This is a genomic window from Pseudomonas fluorescens group sp. PF-1, from assembly GCF_054481335.1.
Window position 1 is genome coordinate 2,359,559 of record NZ_JBTMNG010000001.1, and the last position, 17,838, is coordinate 2,377,396.

General features: G+C 60.0%; 15 protein-coding genes. 11 read left to right on the top strand and 4 right to left on the bottom strand.

Features of this window, described 5'->3' with window-relative positions:
• Positions 1-66 precede the first annotated feature (66 nt).
• Positions 67-456 carry a c-type cytochrome gene (locus ACX3YD_RS11275; protein WP_090462842.1) on the top strand — a complete coding sequence of 130 codons (390 nt, stop codon included), beginning with the start codon at positions 67-69 and terminating at the stop codon, positions 454-456.
• 60 nt (positions 457-516) lie between these two features.
• The gene (locus tag ACX3YD_RS11280; RefSeq protein WP_458959962.1) at positions 517-2,007 is read left to right on the top strand and encodes an aldehyde dehydrogenase family protein; all 1,491 of its coding nucleotides are present in this window, start codon (positions 517-519) and stop codon (positions 2,005-2,007) included.
• A 30-nt stretch (positions 2,008-2,037) separates the two neighbouring features.
• Here the strand turns inward: ACX3YD_RS11280 and ACX3YD_RS11285 are convergent, their stop codons facing one another.
• The 3 genes from ACX3YD_RS11285 to ACX3YD_RS11295 all read right to left on the bottom strand — a co-directional run bounded on the left by ACX3YD_RS11285 (position 2,038) and on the right by ACX3YD_RS11295 (position 5,469).
• Entirely contained in the window at positions 2,038-4,425 is a 2,388-nt protein-coding gene (locus tag ACX3YD_RS11285; protein ID WP_458959963.1) for a DUF3772 domain-containing protein, read from the bottom strand.
• A 247-nt stretch (positions 4,426-4,672) separates the two neighbouring features.
• The gene (gene grxC / locus ACX3YD_RS11290; protein WP_103404993.1) at positions 4,673-4,924 is read right to left on the bottom strand and encodes a glutaredoxin 3; all 252 of its coding nucleotides are present in this window, start codon (positions 4,922-4,924) and stop codon (positions 4,673-4,675) included.
• Positions 4,925-4,950: 26 nt separating this feature from the next.
• On the bottom strand, positions 4,951-5,469 hold the full coding sequence (locus tag ACX3YD_RS11295; protein WP_458959964.1) for a carboxymuconolactone decarboxylase family protein: 519 nt from the start codon (positions 5,467-5,469) through the stop codon (positions 4,951-4,953).
• A gap of 135 nt (positions 5,470-5,604) precedes the next feature.
• On the opposite strand from ACX3YD_RS11295, the gene ACX3YD_RS11300 reads away from it, so the two are divergent.
• The 9 genes from ACX3YD_RS11300 (at position 5,605) to ACX3YD_RS11340 (ending at position 15,022) form a co-directional block, all read left to right on the top strand.
• Positions 5,605-6,417, top strand: coding sequence for an AraC family transcriptional regulator (locus ACX3YD_RS11300; RefSeq protein ID WP_103404991.1), 813 nt, complete (start codon positions 5,605-5,607; stop codon positions 6,415-6,417).
• Between the two features lie 6 nt (positions 6,418-6,423).
• Positions 6,424-6,621, top strand: a complete 198-nt coding sequence (locus ACX3YD_RS11305; protein WP_458959965.1) for a DUF488 family protein, N3 subclade — start codon at positions 6,424-6,426, stop codon at positions 6,619-6,621.
• Positions 6,622-6,713: 92 nt separating this feature from the next.
• A complete protein-coding gene (locus ACX3YD_RS11310; protein ID WP_458959966.1) occupies positions 6,714-7,991 on the top strand; it encodes a cystathionine gamma-synthase family protein in 1,278 nt (425 codons plus the stop codon).
• 149 nt (positions 7,992-8,140) lie between these two features.
• Entirely contained in the window at positions 8,141-9,571 is a 1,431-nt protein-coding gene (locus ACX3YD_RS11315) for an amino acid permease (RefSeq protein WP_103404989.1), read from the top strand.
• Positions 9,572-9,631: 60 nt separating this feature from the next.
• The gene (locus ACX3YD_RS11320) at positions 9,632-10,522 is read left to right on the top strand and encodes a LysR substrate-binding domain-containing protein (RefSeq protein ID WP_458959967.1); all 891 of its coding nucleotides are present in this window, start codon (positions 9,632-9,634) and stop codon (positions 10,520-10,522) included.
• Positions 10,523-10,538: 16 nt separating this feature from the next.
• Complete coding sequence (gene thrC, locus ACX3YD_RS11325; protein WP_458959968.1) at positions 10,539-11,918, top strand: threonine synthase; 1,380 nt, start codon at positions 10,539-10,541, stop codon at positions 11,916-11,918.
• Positions 11,919-11,940: 22 nt separating this feature from the next.
• A complete protein-coding gene (locus ACX3YD_RS11330; protein WP_047530378.1) occupies positions 11,941-12,378 on the top strand; it encodes an Lrp/AsnC family transcriptional regulator in 438 nt (145 codons plus the stop codon).
• A gap of 177 nt (positions 12,379-12,555) precedes the next feature.
• A complete protein-coding gene (locus tag ACX3YD_RS11335; protein ID WP_458959969.1) occupies positions 12,556-13,605 on the top strand; it encodes a homoserine dehydrogenase in 1,050 nt (349 codons plus the stop codon).
• 4 nt (positions 13,606-13,609) lie between these two features.
• Complete coding sequence (locus ACX3YD_RS11340) at positions 13,610-15,022, top strand: aldehyde dehydrogenase family protein (RefSeq protein ID WP_458959970.1); 1,413 nt, start codon at positions 13,610-13,612, stop codon at positions 15,020-15,022.
• Between the two features lie 197 nt (positions 15,023-15,219).
• Here ACX3YD_RS11340 and ACX3YD_RS11345 read toward each other — a convergent pair whose 3' ends face one another.
• A complete protein-coding gene (locus ACX3YD_RS11345) occupies positions 15,220-17,706 on the bottom strand; it encodes an arylsulfatase (protein ID WP_458959971.1) in 2,487 nt (828 codons plus the stop codon).
• Between the last annotated feature and the right edge of the window lie 132 nt (positions 17,707-17,838).

Genomic DNA, 17,838 nt, shown 5'->3' on the forward strand with positions numbered 1-17,838 from the left:
GTCCCGGCACTTTCAGAGTTGGCGTTCGCTTGCTGGCGAATGCGCGGATTTTCAAGGTCGTTTCCTATGTTTACCTCCCTGCGTTTGCCTCTTTTCGGATTGTTGTCGTTGGCCCTGGCCCAGGCGGCGCTGGCGGCCGATTGCGCCCCCGATCAACGCCACGGCGCCGAGGTGTTTGCCAATGAATGCGGGGTTTGCCATTCGGTGACCAAAGGCGCGACCGGCATGATGGGGCCGAACCTGGCGGGTGTGGTCGGGCGCAAGTCCGGCTCGCTGGAGGGCTTCAGCTACTCGCAAGCCATGCGCAACAAAAACATCGACTGGCAAGCCGAGAACATCGCGCAACTGATTACCCAGCCTCAGGCCTACGTGCCTGGCACCTACATGCCTTACATGGGCCTGGCTTCGGCGGACGATCGCCAGGCGGTCGTGTGCTTCCTCAAAGAACAACACTAAGCGGCCGGTTTCCTGGCTGATCCAACCTTCACACCGAACGGTTTTATTGAAAGGTGAATTATGAGTAACGTTGAAATCCTGCCGCAGGTGGCTGCATTTATCGAACGCCGCCACGGCTGCTTCATTGACGGTCAGTGGGTGTTTGCCGAAGGCGACAGCATTGCCGTGGTCAACCCGGCCACCGGGCAGACCCTCTGCGAAACCCTCGATGCACCGCCCGAAATCGTCGAGCGTGCCGTGCAGTCGTCGCACAAGGCATTCAAGTCCGGGGTCTGGTCGGCACTGCGTCCGGCGGATCGCGAGCGCATCCTGCTCAACTTCACCCGCCTGGTGGAAGAGCACGCCGAAGAGCTGGCGCAGCTGGAAACCCTGAGCCAGGGCAAGTCGATCAACATGGCCCGCGCCCTGGACCTGAACGCCACTGTGGAATTCATGCGCTACATGTCCGGCTGGGCGACCAAGATCGAAGGGCAGACCTTCGACGTGTCGATCCCGTTGCCACCGGGTGCCAGGTTCACCGCCTTCACCAAGCGTGAGCCGGTGGGTGTGGTGGTCGGTATCGTGCCGTGGAACTTCCCGCTGCTGATCGCCGCCTGGAAACTGATGCCGGCGCTGGCCACCGGTTGCACGGTGATCATCAAGCCGGCCATGGAAACCCCGCTGACCGCCATGCGTCTGGCGGAGCTCGCGCTGGAGGCCGGCATTCCGGCAGGCGTGTTCAACGTCGTGACCGGTGGCGGTGCCTCGGTCGGTGGCGTGCTGACCCAGCATCCGCTGGTGAGCAAGGTCTCGTTCACCGGTTCTACCGCCGTTGGCAAAAGCGTCGGCGTGGCGTGCATGGCCAACATGACGCGTTTCTCCCTGGAACTGGGCGGCAAGAACCCGATGATCGTGCTCGCCGATGCCGATGTTGAAAAAGCCGTGCAGGGGGCGATCCTCGGTGGCCTGCTGAACAATGGTCAGGTGTGTGCCGCCGCCTCGCGTTTCTACGTGCACCGCTCGATCCACGACCGATTCGTCGAAGCCCTGGCGGCGGCGGTGTCGGCCATGCCGATGGGCGCGGGCATGAACTGTGATGCGGCGATCAACCCGCTGGTGTCGCGCAAGCAGCAGCAAAGCGTGCTCAAGCACATCGAACTGGCCCGTCAGGAAGGCGCCCGCGTGGTCTCGGGTGGCGAACGGGTCGAAGGCGACGGCTTCTACGTCCAGCCGACGATCCTCGCCGACATCGACCACAGCATGGCCGTGGCCCGTGAAGAAGTGTTCGGCCCGGTGCTGGGCGTGATGCCGTTCGACGATGAGGATGCCGTGATCGAACTGGCCAACGACAACCGCTATGGCCTGGCCGCCAGCCTGTGGACCAACGACCTGAGCAAAGCCATGAACCTGGTGCCGCGCATCGAAGCCGGTACGGTCTGGGTCAACGCCCACGTGCTGCTCGACCCGGCGATGCCGTTCGGCGGGGTCAAACAATCGGGCATGGGCCGTGAGTTTGGGCGTGCGGTGATCGAGGCTTTTACCGAGCTTAAATCCGTGTGTATTGCGCATTGATGCAAGGGTCGCCTGCGGCGTGATCGGGTATCACGCCGCCGGTGGCGGTTTCGCCAGTTCGATCCCGGCGGCGCCCAGTCGCTTGAGTATCTCAAACAGCAGTTCGCTCTTTATCGAGCCGACCGTGCGTGGGCTGGCGACGTAACCGGTGATCGTCAGCGTAATGCCTTCGGGTTTCAGCTGGCTGAAACGCACGAAGGGCATCGGTTTTTCCAGGATGGATTCGTGCTCGCAGAAGGTGTCGTACAGCAGGTTGCGCACCTGCTCCGGGTCGATGTCCAGCGGGAAGGTCAGTTCAAGTATCGCCACGCCTTGGGCGCTGCCGCCCAGGGTGACGTTGCGCAGGTTCTGCGAAATCAGCTGCGAGTTCGGCACGATGACAATCGAGCGGTCGGCCAGTTGTATTTCGGTGGCCCGCACATTGATCCGGCGGATATCGCCTTCAACCCCGCTGATGCTGATCAGGTCGCCGACCTTCACCGGGCGTTCGGTGAGCAGAATCAGGCCGGAGACGAAGTTCTTCACGATCTCTTGAAGACCGAAGCCGATCCCCACGGACAAGGCGCTGACGATCCACGCCAGGTTGGTCCACTTGACCCCCAGCGACGACAGCATGAGCAGGATCACCAGGGCATAGCCGATGTTGGAAAACAGTGTGCTGAGTGAGGCGCACATGCCCGGGTCCATTTCCGTTTTCGGCAGCAACTCGTTGTCCAGCCAGCGGCTCAGGGTCCGCACCAGATACATGCCGATCAGCAGCGCCAGCAGGCCGTGCAGCAGATTGGCCGGGACAATGTTCAGTTTACGCAGGCCGTCACCGCCAAGCATCGCCAGGGTGTTGTTTGCCAGTTGGCCGAGGGTCGAGCCCACGCCACCCACCAGCAGCGAGATGAAAGCGATCAGCAACAGGGCGGCACGACCGACGCCAGACAAAATGACCGAGATCTGCTCCAGGCGCGTATCGCCAATACCGAGTAACTGCTTGAGCGTTTTGCCGGTGGGTTGCCGAGGTGAAAACAGGTACTCACAGCTGTCCTTGAGCAGCTGTATCAGCAAATAGAAACCGGCAAAAATGATGAACAACCAGACCAGTTCGTAAGTGATGAAGCGCGACAGCGACACGTAGCCAATGAGCAGGGCGAACAGCGAGGCCACGGTCGCGATGCTGGCGAAGGCATACACCACGCCAGCCAGCGTCCGGCCCGCCTCAGGCGCAGCGCCGGCCACCACCATGGCGCGCCGGGTTCTGTTGACCCGTAACAGAATCGAACCGATCAAGGTTGAGATGATAAGTGCGACCAATCCACGGACCGTGATCACGACCTCGGTGCTCATGCCGGTGGCATTGGTCATCTGGGCCAATGACACGGCCACCAGCAAGACGGCAGCCAATCGCCGGGGATAGGGTTTGATCGCCAGTGCCACCTCGTCGGCAATGGCCGGCAGTCGCCATGATGGATGTTGGGTGGACAACAGCGCACGGCTCAAACCGGTGATCATCACGCAGGTGTAGACGATTTTTTCGAATTCCTCGGAAAACCCTGCCAGTTGCGGTGTCAACGGCAGTTCGCGGGTGAGGGCAAAAAACAGTACACGCAGGGCGATACCGGCGGTCAGCACCGTGGCGACGACCGACGCGAGCGCGAGGGCGCTGCGGCGCAGTCGTCCCTCGGGCATGCGGTGAATGCACACCCAGGTCAGTCCGCGTTCGGCGAGCCGACGGCCCAGGCCCCACAGGACCACGGCGAATATCACGAGTACGCTGGTCAAGAGGCGCTTGCCCGGTTGCCAGACCGAATGCAGCGTGTTGCCCGCTTGCTGTATGAATTCGATCAGCCGTTGCCGGTCGTCGGCAGGTGGATCGAATAGCGGGACCCAAAACCAGGGATTGAGGATGCTCCGGGTGCGTTGGGTCACTTCGGTTTCCAGCAGGCTGCGCCGGATCACAGCAATCTGGGTGAGCAATTCGGCAGCACTGGCTTTGATCGCCGCCAGGGTTCCAAGTTTGTAATCGACCTTGTTCTTTTGATCTGTGAGCGCAGCCCTTTGGCTGGCGATATCGGACTCCTCCAGCGTGGCCTCGGCCAGCGGAGCAGGGCTCAGCACCCCCAGTTGGGACTGTAATTGCGCTTGGTCGGGCAACAACAGTGCCGACAGGCGATCAGCCTCCTTGATCAGCGCCTGAACCAAGTCCTGCGGGGCTTCCAGTTGGTTGTAATTGCTGACCTGAGAGACCTGTTGTTTGAGGCTGTTGAGTTGGCCTTGCAGCGCCTCCAGATCACTGTCGGACACCCTGGCAACAGCGCTGCTCGCGCCGGCGCCCGGGACATCGAGCATGGGCGCCGCCGACAGCATCGCGCCGCTTGACGCCAATAGCACGAAAACGATGAATATCACGGACTTCAAGGCATTGCGCATAGGCGTGCTCGATGGGTGATGAGTCATTTAGCCTATGAGGTTAGGTCATGACGCGCACGTTAGAGCGTTGTTTGGTCGGATGCGCCGGGCGATGCCCGGTATCGCGCTTGTGTGGCGAGGGAGCTTGCGCCCGCTGGACTGCATCGCAGTCCCCATTTTTGGGGCCGCTGAGCAGCCCAACGGGACGGTGCGGCGTTCCGGCAAGCGCCCTCGCCACAGGGTGGTGTTGGGCCTGGACCGTTCTGGCTCAAGCCAGCATCGACATCAAGCCGCCCTGGCGATCCAGTTTGGCCAGGTCGTCGAAGCCGCCGATATGCGTGTCGCCGATGAAAATCTGCGGCACGCTGCGCCGGCCACTGCGGCTGAGCATTTCTTCGAGTTTGCCCGGCTGGGTCTGAATGTTGATTTCCTGCAGGGTGATGCCTTTGCTGGCCAGCAGTGACTTGGCACTGCGGCAGTAAGGGCAGGTGTCGGTGGTGTACAGGGTCACGGTGTTCATGGTCGGTTCTCCGTTCTTGAAGTGGCTCAGGCATCGATGGCCGGGAAGTCGATATCGGTCAGCGCGACGTTGTTCAGGTAGTTGGTCAGCGTCTGCGAAGCCACATGGGCAATCACTTCGATGATCTTGCCGTCGTCGAGACCGGCGGCGCGTGCCGCTGCTATCTGCTCGCTGCTCAGGTGTCCACGACTTTCAGTGATTTGCTGTGCCAGCAGGGCATAGGCGTCGAGCTTGCCGTCACGGGCGCTCAGGATGTCCTGGCTGGACAGACCGGCCTTGCCGGCAAACAGCGTGTGGGCCGCCAGGCAGTAGTCGCAACCGTTGACCTGTGACGTGGCAAGGAAGATGGCTTCCTTTTGCGTTGCGCTCAGGGACGTCTTGCCCAATGCTGCCGAGTTCTGCACGTAGGAGGTGAGCACGGCAGGGGCGTGGGCCAGGACTCTGAAAACGTTGGGCAGGAAGCCGATTTTCTTTTGCACGCCTTCCAGCAGCGGGCGGGTGGCGTCGGTGGCGTGTTCGAGGCTGACAGGGGAAATGCGGGTCATGATGATTCTCCGAGGGTTCTAGCGCGACAGGCGCTGGGTACGGAGTTCATGCTAAAGACCTGGGCTGGTCTATTGGGTGCAAATCGTCGACGATATGCAACAGATCGTCCAGAACTGCCTTCGGGAGCCCCCCTCATGGATCGCTTGTCCACGTTGCTCACGCATTTCGGCGTCAATGCCGGCACCTTTCACAGCGGCACGTTTTGCGGCACCTCGGCTTTCGATGGCAGCCAGACGTGCGGTCATCTGCATTTGCTGCAGGCCGGGGAGGTCGTGCTGAAACTGGCCGATGAGCGGGAGCTGAAGATCACCGAGCCGACGCTGATCTTTTTCCCCCGGCCTTACCGTCACCGCTTATCCGCCACGCAAGCATCGGCCACGCAGTTGGTTTGTGCCTCGCTGAACTTCGATGGCGGCTCGGGCAATGCCCTGGCCGGCGCGTTGCCGGATTACATGGTGCTGAAACTCGATGAAATCCCGACCCTGGCCAGCACCCTGGAATGGCTGTTCAACGAGGCTTTTGACGGCACCTGCGGGCGTGAAGCCGTCATGGACCGCTTGTTCGAGCTGCTGGTGATTCTGTTGCTGCGGCACATTCTGAGCAGCCGCAATCAACAGCCGGGCATGATGGCCGGTCTCGCCGATTCGCGTCTGGCACGCCCCCTGAACCTTATGCACGAGGCCCCCGGCAAGGCCTGGAGCGTGGCGGAACTGTCGGTGGCGGCCAACATGTCGCGGGCCAGTTTCGCCGAGCATTTTCGGCGGGTGGTCGGGCAGACGCCGGTGGATTATCTGGTGAGCTGGCGCATCAGCCTGGCGCAGAAACGCTTGCGCGAGGGCAAGCCCATTGCCCTGATCGCCGAAGAGGTCGGTTACGAAAGCCCCTCGGCTTTGGCTCGGGCGTTTCGGCGCAAGACCGGGGTGAGCCCGCGGGAATGGAGGGGGTAAACGCTGATGATCCAGTGCAAGCCTGTCGACGAGCCTGTCGCCGCCGAAGATGGACGACGTGTCCTGGTCGATCGGCTATGGCCGCACAATTGGCCCAAGGCCACGGCTTCGTTGCACGCCTGGCTGCCCGACCTTGCCCCCGCGATCGATCTGCCCCCCCACGCCGGACAGCCATTAAAAAAAGCAGCCCTCAGGCACCGATAACATCGTTTCTCGGGGGCGCGGCTTTTCAATATATTGGCCGCCAGATCCGGTGAGTGACTCAACATTCGCCGCCCTCAGTGCGAGTAGTCTTTATGAATAAAAAACCAGGCAGCGCGGCGTTGGTAAATGCGGGTTCGGGGACCCGCGCAGTGTGGGGCGGGGAGCAAGTCAGGCATCCCTACAATGCCACTCAAACCCCGATCGTCGTCAGTGCGGCATATGGTTACGACGACATCGACGTCTGGTACGACGTCGCTTTGGGCAAGGCACCGGGCTTCATTTACAGCCGCATGGGCAACCCGACGGTCGAGACCCTCGAGGCAAAAATTCGCGAGTTGGAAATGGCCGAGTCTGCCGTGGCGTTCAGTAGCGGAATGGCGGCGATAAGCAGTGTGCTTTACACCTTCCTGGCCCATGGCGATCGCGTCGTGTCGACCAAGGACAGCTATGGCGGCACCAACAAGATTTTCGAAGAGTTCCTGCCGCGTACCGGTGTGCAGGTGACGTTGTGCGAGACGTTCGATCACGAAGAAATCGAACGGGAAATCGCCAAGGGTTGCCAACTGGTGTACCTGGAAACACCCACCAATCCGACCCTCAAAATATTGGATATCCAGCGTCTGGTGGCCGCTGCCAAGCGTGTGGGTGCCATTGTGGTGGCGGATAACACGTTCGCCACGCCGTTGAACCAGAACCCGCTGGCGCTGGGTGTGGACGTGGTCATTCACAGTGCGACCAAGTTTCTCAGCGGGCACGGCGACGTGCTGGGTGGCCTGGTGTGCGGCAGCGAAGGGCTGATGGCCAAGGTGCGTCACTACCGGGAAATCAACGGTGCAACGCTCGACCCGTTCTCCGCCTACATGATCATTCGCGGCATGAAAACCCTGGTGCTGCGCATGCGTCAGCAGCAACGCAGTGCCCAGGCCCTGGCGGAGTACCTGTGCACCGAACCGTTGGTGGAGTCGGTCAATTATCCCGGCTTGCCCGGTCACCCGAATCACGCGGTGGCGTGCGCGCAAATGTCCGGCTTTGGTGCAATCGTCAGCTTTGTCGTGATGGGCGGCATGGACACGGTCAAGGTGCTCTTGCCACGCCTGCGTTTCGCTCACTGCGCAGGCAATCTCGGTGCGGTGGAAACCATCTATGGCCCGGCCCGGACCACCAGTCATGTCGAGAACACGCTGGAGGAGCGACTGGCCCTGGGTATCTGCGAAGGATTGGTGCGGATCTCCGTCGGCATCGAAGACACCGACGACCTGCTCGACGACCTGAAACAGGCTTTTGCCTTTGTCAGAAGTTCGGGCCACTCAGCGGTACAGGAAAACTCTCAACTTTCAATCAATGAAACATGTGCAGGGATAGCCGGTTGAAGATTTAACGTTAATGCCTCACTGCAAGGATTTAAGTGGGGAGTTCATGAAGTGGAATAATAATAAAACCTAGTGGCAACTTTTTTACTCTGCCCTGTTAGTCGTAGCAGACGTTAATTCGTGCCCTAATAACTTTCATGAGAACAACCATGTCCATAAAAGAACAACAACTTGATACGCGCTCGGGTTTTAAACAGGAAATGCAGACCCGCCATATTGTCATGCTGGCATTAGGCGGCGTCATTGGGACCGGGCTGTTTCTCACGTCCGGGTATACGGTCAACCAGGCCGGTCCCCTGGGCGCGGTGATCGCTTACATCATCGGTGCACTCATGGTTTACATGGTGATGATGTGCCTGGGCGAGTTGGCGGTGCAGATGCCGGAAACCGGTTCATTCAGTACGTACGCCACCCGGTTTCTCGGGCCGGGTACCGGGTATACGGTGGCCTGGTTGTATTGGCTGACCTGGACGGTGGCCATCGGTTCTGAATTCACCGCCGCCGGCATTTTGATGGTGCGCTGGTTCCCGGAAACGCCTGTATGGATCTGGAGCGCGTTATTTGCAGTTATGGTGTTTCTGACCAATGTGGTTTCGGTTCGCCTGTTTGCCGAGACCGAGTTCTGGTTGTCGCTGGTTAAAGTGGTGACCGTGATCGTGTTCCTGATGATTGGCGGTGGCGCAATTCTCGGTCTGTTGCACATTGAGCAAGGCCACAGTATCGGCTTGAGCAACTTTACCCGTGAAGGACTTTTCCCTACCGGGTTCATGCCGATTGCAATGACATTACTGGCTGTCTCCTTTGCCTTCTCCGGCACTGAATTGATCGGTATTGCCGCTGGGGAAACCAAAGATCCACAGCGCAACGTGCCGCGTGCCATTCGCACGACCGTGCTGCGCCTGGCGATCTTTTTCGTGGGGACCATTTTCGTTCTGGCGACCCTGTTGCCCCGTGAACAGGCCGGTCTGGTAGAGAGTCCCTTCGTGACGGTGTTCACCTACATCGGGATTCCGTACTCGGCCGACATCATGAACTTCGTGATCATCAGTGCCTTGCTGTCGGCCGCCAACTCCGGGTTGTACGCCGCGTCGCGGATGCTCTGGACGCTGAGTGACCAGGGGCACCTGCCCAAGCAGTTCTCGGCCCTGACCCGCATGGGCACGCCGCTCAACGCGATTATCGTCAGCATGGCCGGTGGCGCTGCTTCGTTGCTCAGTAGCGTGTTTGCGGCCGATACCATCTATCTGGCGCTGGTGTCGATCTCCGGGTTGGCGGTCGTGGTGGTGTGGATGAGTATCGCGGCGAGCCAGATTGCTTTCCGCCGTCACTATGTGGCCAATGGCGGTGATATCCGCGACCTAAAATTCCGCGTCCGGGGTTATCCATGGGTGCCGTTGGGTGCGCTGGTCTGCTGCAGCCTGGCGTGTGTCGGGATTGCTTTCGATCCTGAGCAACGGGTGGCGTTGTACTTCGGTTTGCCCTTCATCGCCTGGTGCTACTTCGTGTATTACATTACCCGCAAAAGCCGCGAGCGACGCTTGTCGGTGGCCCCCTTGGCACAACCGTCCGATGCGTTCTAGCCAGCGTCGACGGGATGGGCAAGCGTGCTCGGTGGAGGGGGCGTCCAAGAGGTTCAAGCCATGAAGCAAAAGACGCTACCCCCACTGAACTGGCTGCGGGCATTCGAGGTGTCTGCCCGCTGTTTGAACTTTACCCACGCCGCCGAAGAACTGTGTTTGACCCAGGGCGCCGTGAGCCAGCAGATCCGCCAACTGGAAAGCCACCTCGGGGTCGCACTCTTCAAGCGCCTGCCCCGTGGCCTGGGACTGTCGGAGGAAGGCCAGGCGTATCTGCCGGTGGTGCAGGACGCCATCACGCGACTGGCCGTGGGGACCAACGAAATTTTTGGCCAACACAAACGTCGGCCGATCAAGGTGCGCGGCAGCCTGGCGTTTTTCGTGCACTGGCTGGCACCCAAGCTGCTGGCGTTCAGCCAGGCTCATCCCCATGTGGATATCCGCTACATCAGCAATATCTGGGTCAAGGAGCTCGATGGCGAGGACGACATGGAGATTCGCTGGGGCCACGGTCAATGGCCCGGGCTGGTGTCGCAACGACTGACCTGGGACACGCTGTTCCCGGTGTGTTCGCCGGACCTGATGGCGAAGTCACCGCTGACGGTCCCTGCGGACGTATCGAACCATCCACTGTTGCATGTGCTGGGTTACGAGGAGGGTTGGGGCTACTGGTTGAACATGGTCGGCGCGCACAGCGTCGACTTCTCGACCGGCATGCAATTCGACACGTTGATTTCCACCCTGCGCATGGCCGAGCTGGGGCAGGGGATTGCCCTGGCGCGGTCCTCGATGGTCGATGACATGCTTCGGGACGGGCGACTGGTCGAGCCCTTTACCCAGCGTATCGACGCCAGCGAGTCTTTTTACCTCGTACGCGATTCCGGGGCCGAGCAGCACCCCGACGCGGCGATATTTTCCACCTGGCTGGTCGAGCAGGCCCATCGTTTCAAATAAATCGCCGGAGCCAACCATGCGTTATGTGAGTACCCGGAATTCGGCCGTGCAGGTCGATTTCGAAAAGGTCGTGTTGTCGGGAGTCGCCGAGGATGGAGGGCTGTTCGTACCGCTCCAATTGCCGCTGTTTGAATCACAGGACATTGCCAATTGGTCGACCTTGTCCTACGACGAGCTGGCCTACAGAGTGATCAGCCCGTTTGTGGGTGAGGCGATCGCCGAGGCTGACCTCAAGCGCCTGTTGAAAGAGGCAGGCAGCCAGTTCAGTCATCGCTCCCTGGCACCTTTGCATCAGGTCGATCGTAACGAGTGGGTGTTGGAGTTGTTCCACGGGCCGACTCGCTCTTCGAAGGATTTCGCTGCTCAGTTGCAGGCTCGGCTGGTGCAGCACTTTCTGCGTAAACGCGGGCGCAGCGGGGTGGTGATCGGCGCCACCAACGGCGATACCGGGCTGGCGGCCATCGAAGCGTTCAAGCACTGCGAAGAAACCACCGTGATGGTGTTTTACCCGGAGACGGGCGTGCCCCAGGACCAACTCCGGCATCTTCAGGCCGTGGCACACCCAAGGGTTCATCAGTTTGCCGTCAACGGCAGCTTCGACGAGTGCCAGACCATTGTCACCCGGCTATTGCGACAGTGGCCCTGTGCGCAGCATGAGGTGATCAGTTTCAACTCCAGCAATTGGGTCAGCGTATTGGCGCAACTGGTGTTTTACTTCCACGCGGTGCTGCAACTGGGAGGTGGTCAACGACCGATCGGTTTCAGCGTGCCCGCCGCGAGTTTTGCCGAGGTGTATGCCGGCTACATCGCGCAGAAAATGGGCCTGCCGATCACCCAGGTGATTGTGGCGACCAATCAGAATGACGCGTTGCATCAGCTGTTTCAGAAGAACCACTACAGCCGATCGCGCGCCAACAAGACGTTGTCGCCGGCCATGGACCTGTCGGTTTTTGCCAATCTGGAACGTTTTGTCTGGGAGCTCTACGGGCATGACGATCAGGCGGTAAGTGCCCTGATGGCGGGTTTCGAGTCCAGCGGCGAGATGGTCATTGCCAACGAGTTCTGGTTGCAGGCGCGGATGATCATCGACTCCTACGCGGTCAGTGATGAGCAGACGCTGAAGGAAATCACTTCGCTGTATCACGACACCGGTTACGTCATCGACCCGCATACCGCCACCGGCGTCCTGGCGGCCAGGTTGTATCGTCGAAGCCTGGTCGCGCCGATGGTGACCCTGGGGGAAATTTCACCGGCCAAGTCAGCGGCGCTGTTGGGCGAACTGGGCATCAGCCTGGCGGTGCCGCAACGTGAGGTCGCGGCACAAGGCCACGCGCAGCTTTACCGGATTGAGCCGGACGACCTCGATACCATCCATGCGTTGCTGAACACGCTGTGAAGACGCGGCAACAGGAGGCCAAGTGAAGCGAATTCTGGACCCTCTCGATGAGCACATCATCGCGCAGCTACGGCTCAATGCCAGGGCTGCACACGCCGAGTTGGCGGCCAAGGTCAACCTGTCGCGCAACGCCGTGCGTCAGCGTATCGAGCGACTTGAACGGGACGGTGTCATACAGGGCTATACGGTGAAAACCGGCGAAGGGCGACAAGCCGCCTCGGACATCAACGCGGTGATTTTCGTGTACCGCTACGACCGGATGCGCGGCGCAGAAGTGCTGCAAGCGCTGCGGGAAATTCCGGAGGTCCTCCAGTGCGATGTAATGAGCGGCGAGTTCGACTTGATGCTGCGGGTCGGCGCGGCGAGCCCGCAACGGGTGCACAAGGTCTGGACTGAAATTGCCGCATTGCCTGGCGTGGAAAACACCGTGACCTCCTTCGTCTTGTCGTCGGTCGTATAGCCCTGTTCTCGTGCAGCCATAAGCCAACCTGCGTTGGCTTTTTTTTTGCCTGAAACTTTGCTCCGGCGCTGGTCAAAACGCCCACAAAATAGAGCAAATTGGCCTATTTCACTGCCCTGGCCTGAGCCCTAACCTAGTCCCCAACAACCCATCACCCGGATCAGGGGGCATAACAAAATGACTGAATACAAACTGGCGCTGGTTGGCTTTGGCGGTGTGAACCGGGCGTTGGCTCAGCTGATTGCCGAACGTAACGAACAGTGGAAAACCGAGCTGGGTTTCACCCTGAAAATTGTCGGTGTGACCGACTTGTTTCTAGGCTCGATCATTGGCCGTGAAGGATTGGACGCCGGCGTGCTGGCCCGATTGCCAGCCGCCAAAGGTGCCTTGGCGCAGCTGCCGGGTGGTGAAGTCACCGCCCTCAATGAAGCGGTGATCAAGGATTCGGGAGCGGACATCATTGTTGAAGCCACCTTTACCAACCCGGTGGACGGTGAACCGGCGACGTCGTTCTGCCGTTGGGCGCTCGAGGGTGGCAAACATGTCGTGACCACCAACAAGGGGCCCATTGCCTTGCACGGTAGCGAGCTCAAGGCACTGGCCCGCCACAACAACGTTGCCTTCGAATACGAAGGTTCGGTGATGAGTGGCACGCCAGTCATTCGCCTGGCCAGGCAGGCGCTGGCGGGCAGTTCCATTGTCGGTTTCGAGGGGATTCTCAACGGCACGTCCAACTTCGTTCTCACCTCCATGGAAGGTGGTCTCGGGTTCGCCGAGGCCGTTGCCAAGGCGCAGGAGCTGGGTTACGCCGAAGCCGACCCGACTGCCGATGTCGAGGGGCATGACGTGCGCCTCAAGGTTGTGATCCTGGCCAACGAACTGCTGGACGCCAGGCTGACGGTCAACGACGTCACCTGCAGCGGTATTTCGTCCCTCAACCTTGGCGACATCGAAAAGGCCCGGCAGGACGGCGCTCGCTGGAAGCTGATCGGGGCGGCCCAACGTCATGTCGATGGCTCGGTCAGCGCCAGTGTCGAGCCACGTCTGTTGAGCAACGACCATCCGTTGGCCAGTGTCTGCGGCGCGACCAATGCCGTGTCTTTTACCACCGGGCTGCTTGGCGCCGTGACGGTTTCGGGGCCGGGGGCCGGGCGCACGGAAACAGCGTTCGCATTGCTGTCGGACATCATCAGCATCCATCAAACCCATGCACACAACCAGGAGTAAGCCTGTGAAACCATCGCGCCTGGCCCTGGATATCGTGGAGCCGCCCATTGAAGTCTTGAACCCCTTTGACGGCACCGTCATCGGCAGCGTAACCAATGTCTGCGCATCGCAGGTTCCGCAATTGCTGGAGAGCGGGCGCCAGGGCGCCCGGGCTTGCGCCGCACTGCCGCGTCATCGGCGGGCGCGCATTCTCGAGCAAGCGGCTATCAACATCGAGCGAGATGCCGGTGCGTTTGCCCGTCTGATCGTCGCCGAGGCCGGAAAGACGCTTAAGCAGGCGGAAAAAGAGGTCAAGCGCTGCATCAACACCTTGAAGTTGTCGGCCGAGGAAGCCAAGCGCAATGCCGGCGAGGTGGTGCCCTTCGACGCGTATGAAGGCTCCGAATCGCGTCAGGGCTGGTTTTCCCGCGAGCCCTTGGGCCTGATCGTCGCGATCACGCCGTACAACGATCCGCTGAATCTGGTGGCGCACAAACTCGGTCCGGCCATCGCCGGTGGTAATGCGGTGATTCTCAAGCCGTCGGAGCTTGCGCCGTTGTCGGCCATCAAGCTGGTGTCCTGTCTGGTCGCGGCGGGCTTGCCTGAAACAGTGGTGACGGTCGCCACCGGTGGTGCGGAGCTGGGCAAGGCTTTGGTCGCATCCCGTGAAGTGCGGATGATTTCCTTCACCGGCGGCTTCGTCACCGGTGAGCAGATCGCCCGCACGGCCGGCTTGAAGAAACTGGCCATGGACCTGGGCGGCAATGCGCCGGTGATTGTCATGGGTGATTGCGACCTTGAAGCCGCCGTCGAGAGCTGCCTGTCCGGTGCCTTCTGGGCGGCAGGGCAGAATTGCGTTGGCACTCAGCGCTTGCTGATTCAGGCGTCGATTTATGACGCCTTCCGGGAGCGTTTCGTCAGCCGGGCCCGAGCGCTTGTAGCCGGCGACCCGATGCTGGCCGATACCGACATCGGGCCGATGATTACGGCGCAAGCGGCACAGAATGCCGAGCAAGTCGTGAACGAGGCGTTGCAAGCGGGCGCGACTTTACTGTGCGGTCATCGACGCCAGGGATCGTGCTACGCGGCGACTGTACTGGAAAACGTCGACCACTCCAGTCGTCTCTGGCGCAATGAAGTCTTCGCTCCGGTGGTGGTCTTGCAGTGCTTTGAATCGTTCGACGAAGCCATCGATCTGGCCAATGAACCCGAATACAGCTTGCATGCGGGGATCTTCACCAATGACCTGGCGACGGCGATGAGCGCTGCACGGAGGATCGAAGCCGGAGGGGTGATGATCAACGACTCTTCCGACTACCGCTTCGATGCAATGCCGTTTGGCGGTTCGAAGTACGGCAGCCTGGGCCGGGAAGGGGTGCGCTTTGCCTATGAGGAAATGACTCAACCCAAGGTGGTGTGTTTGAACACCTTGGGTTAGGCGATTCACGAAGGTCTGTCAGGTCGTTTGCGTTGGGCAGGTTTGGTCACCTGCCCAACGCGTTTAGCTGAACGGGAAATGGTGCAGGCGGGGGCACCGCGCTCACGCAACAGGCTCATTCGTTCCGATGGTTACTAAGGCGCCTGTCGCAGGCCAATCGCGGATCATCTCGTGCGAGTTGATCCGCGTGCTGTTCCCTAGTCTTTGGTGCCAACCTTGTTTTGAACGGCTTCCTTGCCCGCGACATTCAACTGCGTTGGTTCGAGCTTGACGGTCAGTTTGTGCAGTGAACCGGTGAATGCAAACGGTACCTGATAGTCCTTGTCATCGACGGGGGTGCCGGTGTCGGAACCCACATCGAAACTTTCATCCACACCGAAGACGAATGGAACACTGTGGGGGATCGTCTGACTGGCCAGTTGCTTGCCATCCACCGACAGCACGCCGGTGCCGCCTTTACCGAATCCCGGCCCGGCATATTTGAAATCAAAGCTGATGCTGTGCTTTCCGGGGGTGAGCGCCTCGGTCCCTTCCCAGCGGAATCGCGCAACGCCTTCAAGGTTGTAGTTGAAGATCGGCTTGCCTTTCAGGAGGTACAGCGCGTAACCCCCAAAGCGGCCGCCGTCGGTCACCAGGACACCGTCGCCGCCGTTTTCCGGAACAGTGATGTCAGCCGTAATGAGGTAGGACTTGTTCAACACGTTGGGCTCGTTGCCTGGAAGAATGCCCGTCACCGGCGAAAGGTATTCGAACTCGGTGCGTCCGGCCACGATGCTCGGCCTCTGTGCAATGACGCGCGTAAAGCCGGAAGCGTCGAGCGGCAGCACCTGATATTTGTTCGCTTCCACCCAGAACAGATCCTGTAGCTCCTTGAGTTTTGCAGGGTTGGCGGCGGCGATATCGTCATTCTGCGTCCAGTCCTTGGTGATGTCGTACAGCTCCCATTTGACGCCATTGACGATGTCCTTGGGTGGCTGAGAAGTAATGTCCCAAGGTGCGCGGTAGGGCGTCGTCGATGCCATCCAGCCTTCGTGATAAAGCGCGCGCATTCCAAACATCTCGAAATACTGCGTGGTGCGTGTAGACGGCTTTTCGGCATTCTGCTTGTCGAAGAGGTAAGTCATGCTCGTGCCTTCGATGGGCTTTTGCGCAATGCCGTCTACCTGGAGCGGTGCATCAATGCCGGTGGCTTCAAGAATCGTCGGCTCAATGTCAATGACGTGGTGGAACTGGTTACGGATGCCGCCGGCATCCTTGATCCGGTTCGGCCAGGAGATGGCCATGCCCTGGCGGGTGCCACCAAAATGCGAAGCAATTTGCTTGGTCCACTTGAAGGGGGTGTCCATGGCCCAGGTCCAGCCCACGGCCATGTGTGGATAGGTCTGGTCCGACCCCCAGGCATCCAGGTACTTCATTTGTTCGGCGACCGGCACGTCGATTCCGTTGAAAGTGGTCATCTCGTTTGGGGTGCCGTTAGGGGTGCCTTCTGCGCTACTGCCATTGTCACCACTGATGTAGATGATCAGCGTGTTGTCGAGCTTGCCCATGTCATCAATCGCCTGGATCACCCGACCGATTTCATGATCGGTGTACGCGAGATAGGCCGCATAGACTTCCATCTGGTGGGCATACAGTTTTTTCTCGTCCGCCGAAAGTTCGTCCCATTTTTTCAGTGAATCCGGCCACGGTGTGAGCTTGGCGGTCGGCGGGATAACGCCAAGCCGCTTCTGATTGGCGAAGATCTGTTCGCGCGCAGCATTCCACCCCATGTCGAACTTGCCCTTGAATTTGTCGACCCATTCGGGCGTCGGGTGATGCGGTGCGTGGGTACCACCGGGCGCGTAGTAAAGAAAGAACGGTTTCTTCGGATCGAGTGCATTCAATTCATTGACATAGCCAACGGCGTCATCGGCCATTGCGGTGATCAGGTTCCACCCCGGTTTGCCGACGTAAGGGTGGATGGGCGTGGTGTTGCGCATCAGATTACCCGGTTGCCACTGGTTGGTTTCGCCACCCATGAAACCGTAGAAATAGTCAAAGCCCATACCAATGGGCCACTGATCAAACGGACCGGCCTGACTGATCTGGAATGACGGCGTGTTGTGGTTTTTACCGAACCACGACGTTGCATAGCCGTTGTCCTTGAGGATTTTGCCAATGGTCACTTTGTCCTTGGTGATGACGCTGTTGTAACCGGGGTATCCCGTTGAGATTTCCGAGATGACGCCGAAACCGACGGAGTGGTGGTTGCGTCCGGTGATCAAGGCTGCACGTGTGGGCGAGCACAGTGCCGTCGAATTGAATTGCGTGAAGCGCAATCCAGCTGCCGCAACGCGATCCATGCTCGGCGTCGGGATGAGACCGCCGAACGTACTGGGCGCGCCGAAGCCGACGTCGTCAGTGATGATCAACAAGACGTTCGGCGCATTTTTGGGAGGCACGACGGTCGGGGACCAGTAGGGCGTGGAGGTCGTGGCGTCGAGGTTGATGACCCCGCCAAACGCCGGAGGAGGGTTGGGCAGGTATCTGCCGTCGATGGTCGTGGTCGCACTGGGTGAACCGGGCGTGCCATTGACTTGCTGTGGCGCTGCATGGGCACAAGAGAGCGTAAGCATGGCAAAGGCCAGTACAGCACCAAGCCTGTTATGCAGCCGATTTGATTGAGTCCAGAATGCATTGGCCATGGCCAGCTCCTGTAACCCCCCGAAACCCCAAGTTCCGAGTGTAGAACCGTTTTCGTCGCTTGCCAGTCCATCTCATGGGAAACCCGCATGTCGTTGACTTTGGAGGCGTGGTGTCTATACCTGATCTTGATA

Coding starts and splice junctions, on each gene's coding strand:
- ACX3YD_RS11280 (WP_458959962.1), top strand. CDS start 517: ATGAGTAACGTTGAAATCCTGCCGCAGGTGGCTGCATTTATCGAACGC.
- thrC (WP_458959968.1), top strand. CDS start 10,539: ATGCGTTATGTGAGTACCCGGAATTCGGCCGTGCAGGTCGATTTCGAA.
- grxC (WP_103404993.1), bottom strand. CDS start 4,924: ATGAACACCGTGACCCTGTACACCACCGACACCTGCCCTTACTGCCGC.
- ACX3YD_RS11300 (WP_103404991.1), top strand. CDS start 5,605: ATGGATCGCTTGTCCACGTTGCTCACGCATTTCGGCGTCAATGCCGGC.
- ACX3YD_RS11305 (WP_458959965.1), top strand. CDS start 6,424: ATGATCCAGTGCAAGCCTGTCGACGAGCCTGTCGCCGCCGAAGATGGA.
- ACX3YD_RS11275 (WP_090462842.1), top strand. CDS start 67: ATGTTTACCTCCCTGCGTTTGCCTCTTTTCGGATTGTTGTCGTTGGCC.
- ACX3YD_RS11310 (WP_458959966.1), top strand. CDS start 6,714: ATGAATAAAAAACCAGGCAGCGCGGCGTTGGTAAATGCGGGTTCGGGG.
- ACX3YD_RS11335 (WP_458959969.1), top strand. CDS start 12,556: ATGACTGAATACAAACTGGCGCTGGTTGGCTTTGGCGGTGTGAACCGG.
- ACX3YD_RS11320 (WP_458959967.1), top strand. CDS start 9,632: ATGAAGCAAAAGACGCTACCCCCACTGAACTGGCTGCGGGCATTCGAG.
- ACX3YD_RS11295 (WP_458959964.1), bottom strand. CDS start 5,469: ATGACCCGCATTTCCCCTGTCAGCCTCGAACACGCCACCGACGCCACC.
- ACX3YD_RS11315 (WP_103404989.1), top strand. CDS start 8,141: ATGTCCATAAAAGAACAACAACTTGATACGCGCTCGGGTTTTAAACAG.
- ACX3YD_RS11345 (WP_458959971.1), bottom strand. CDS start 17,706: ATGGCCAATGCATTCTGGACTCAATCAAATCGGCTGCATAACAGGCTT.
- ACX3YD_RS11285 (WP_458959963.1), bottom strand. CDS start 4,425: ATGCGCAATGCCTTGAAGTCCGTGATATTCATCGTTTTCGTGCTATTG.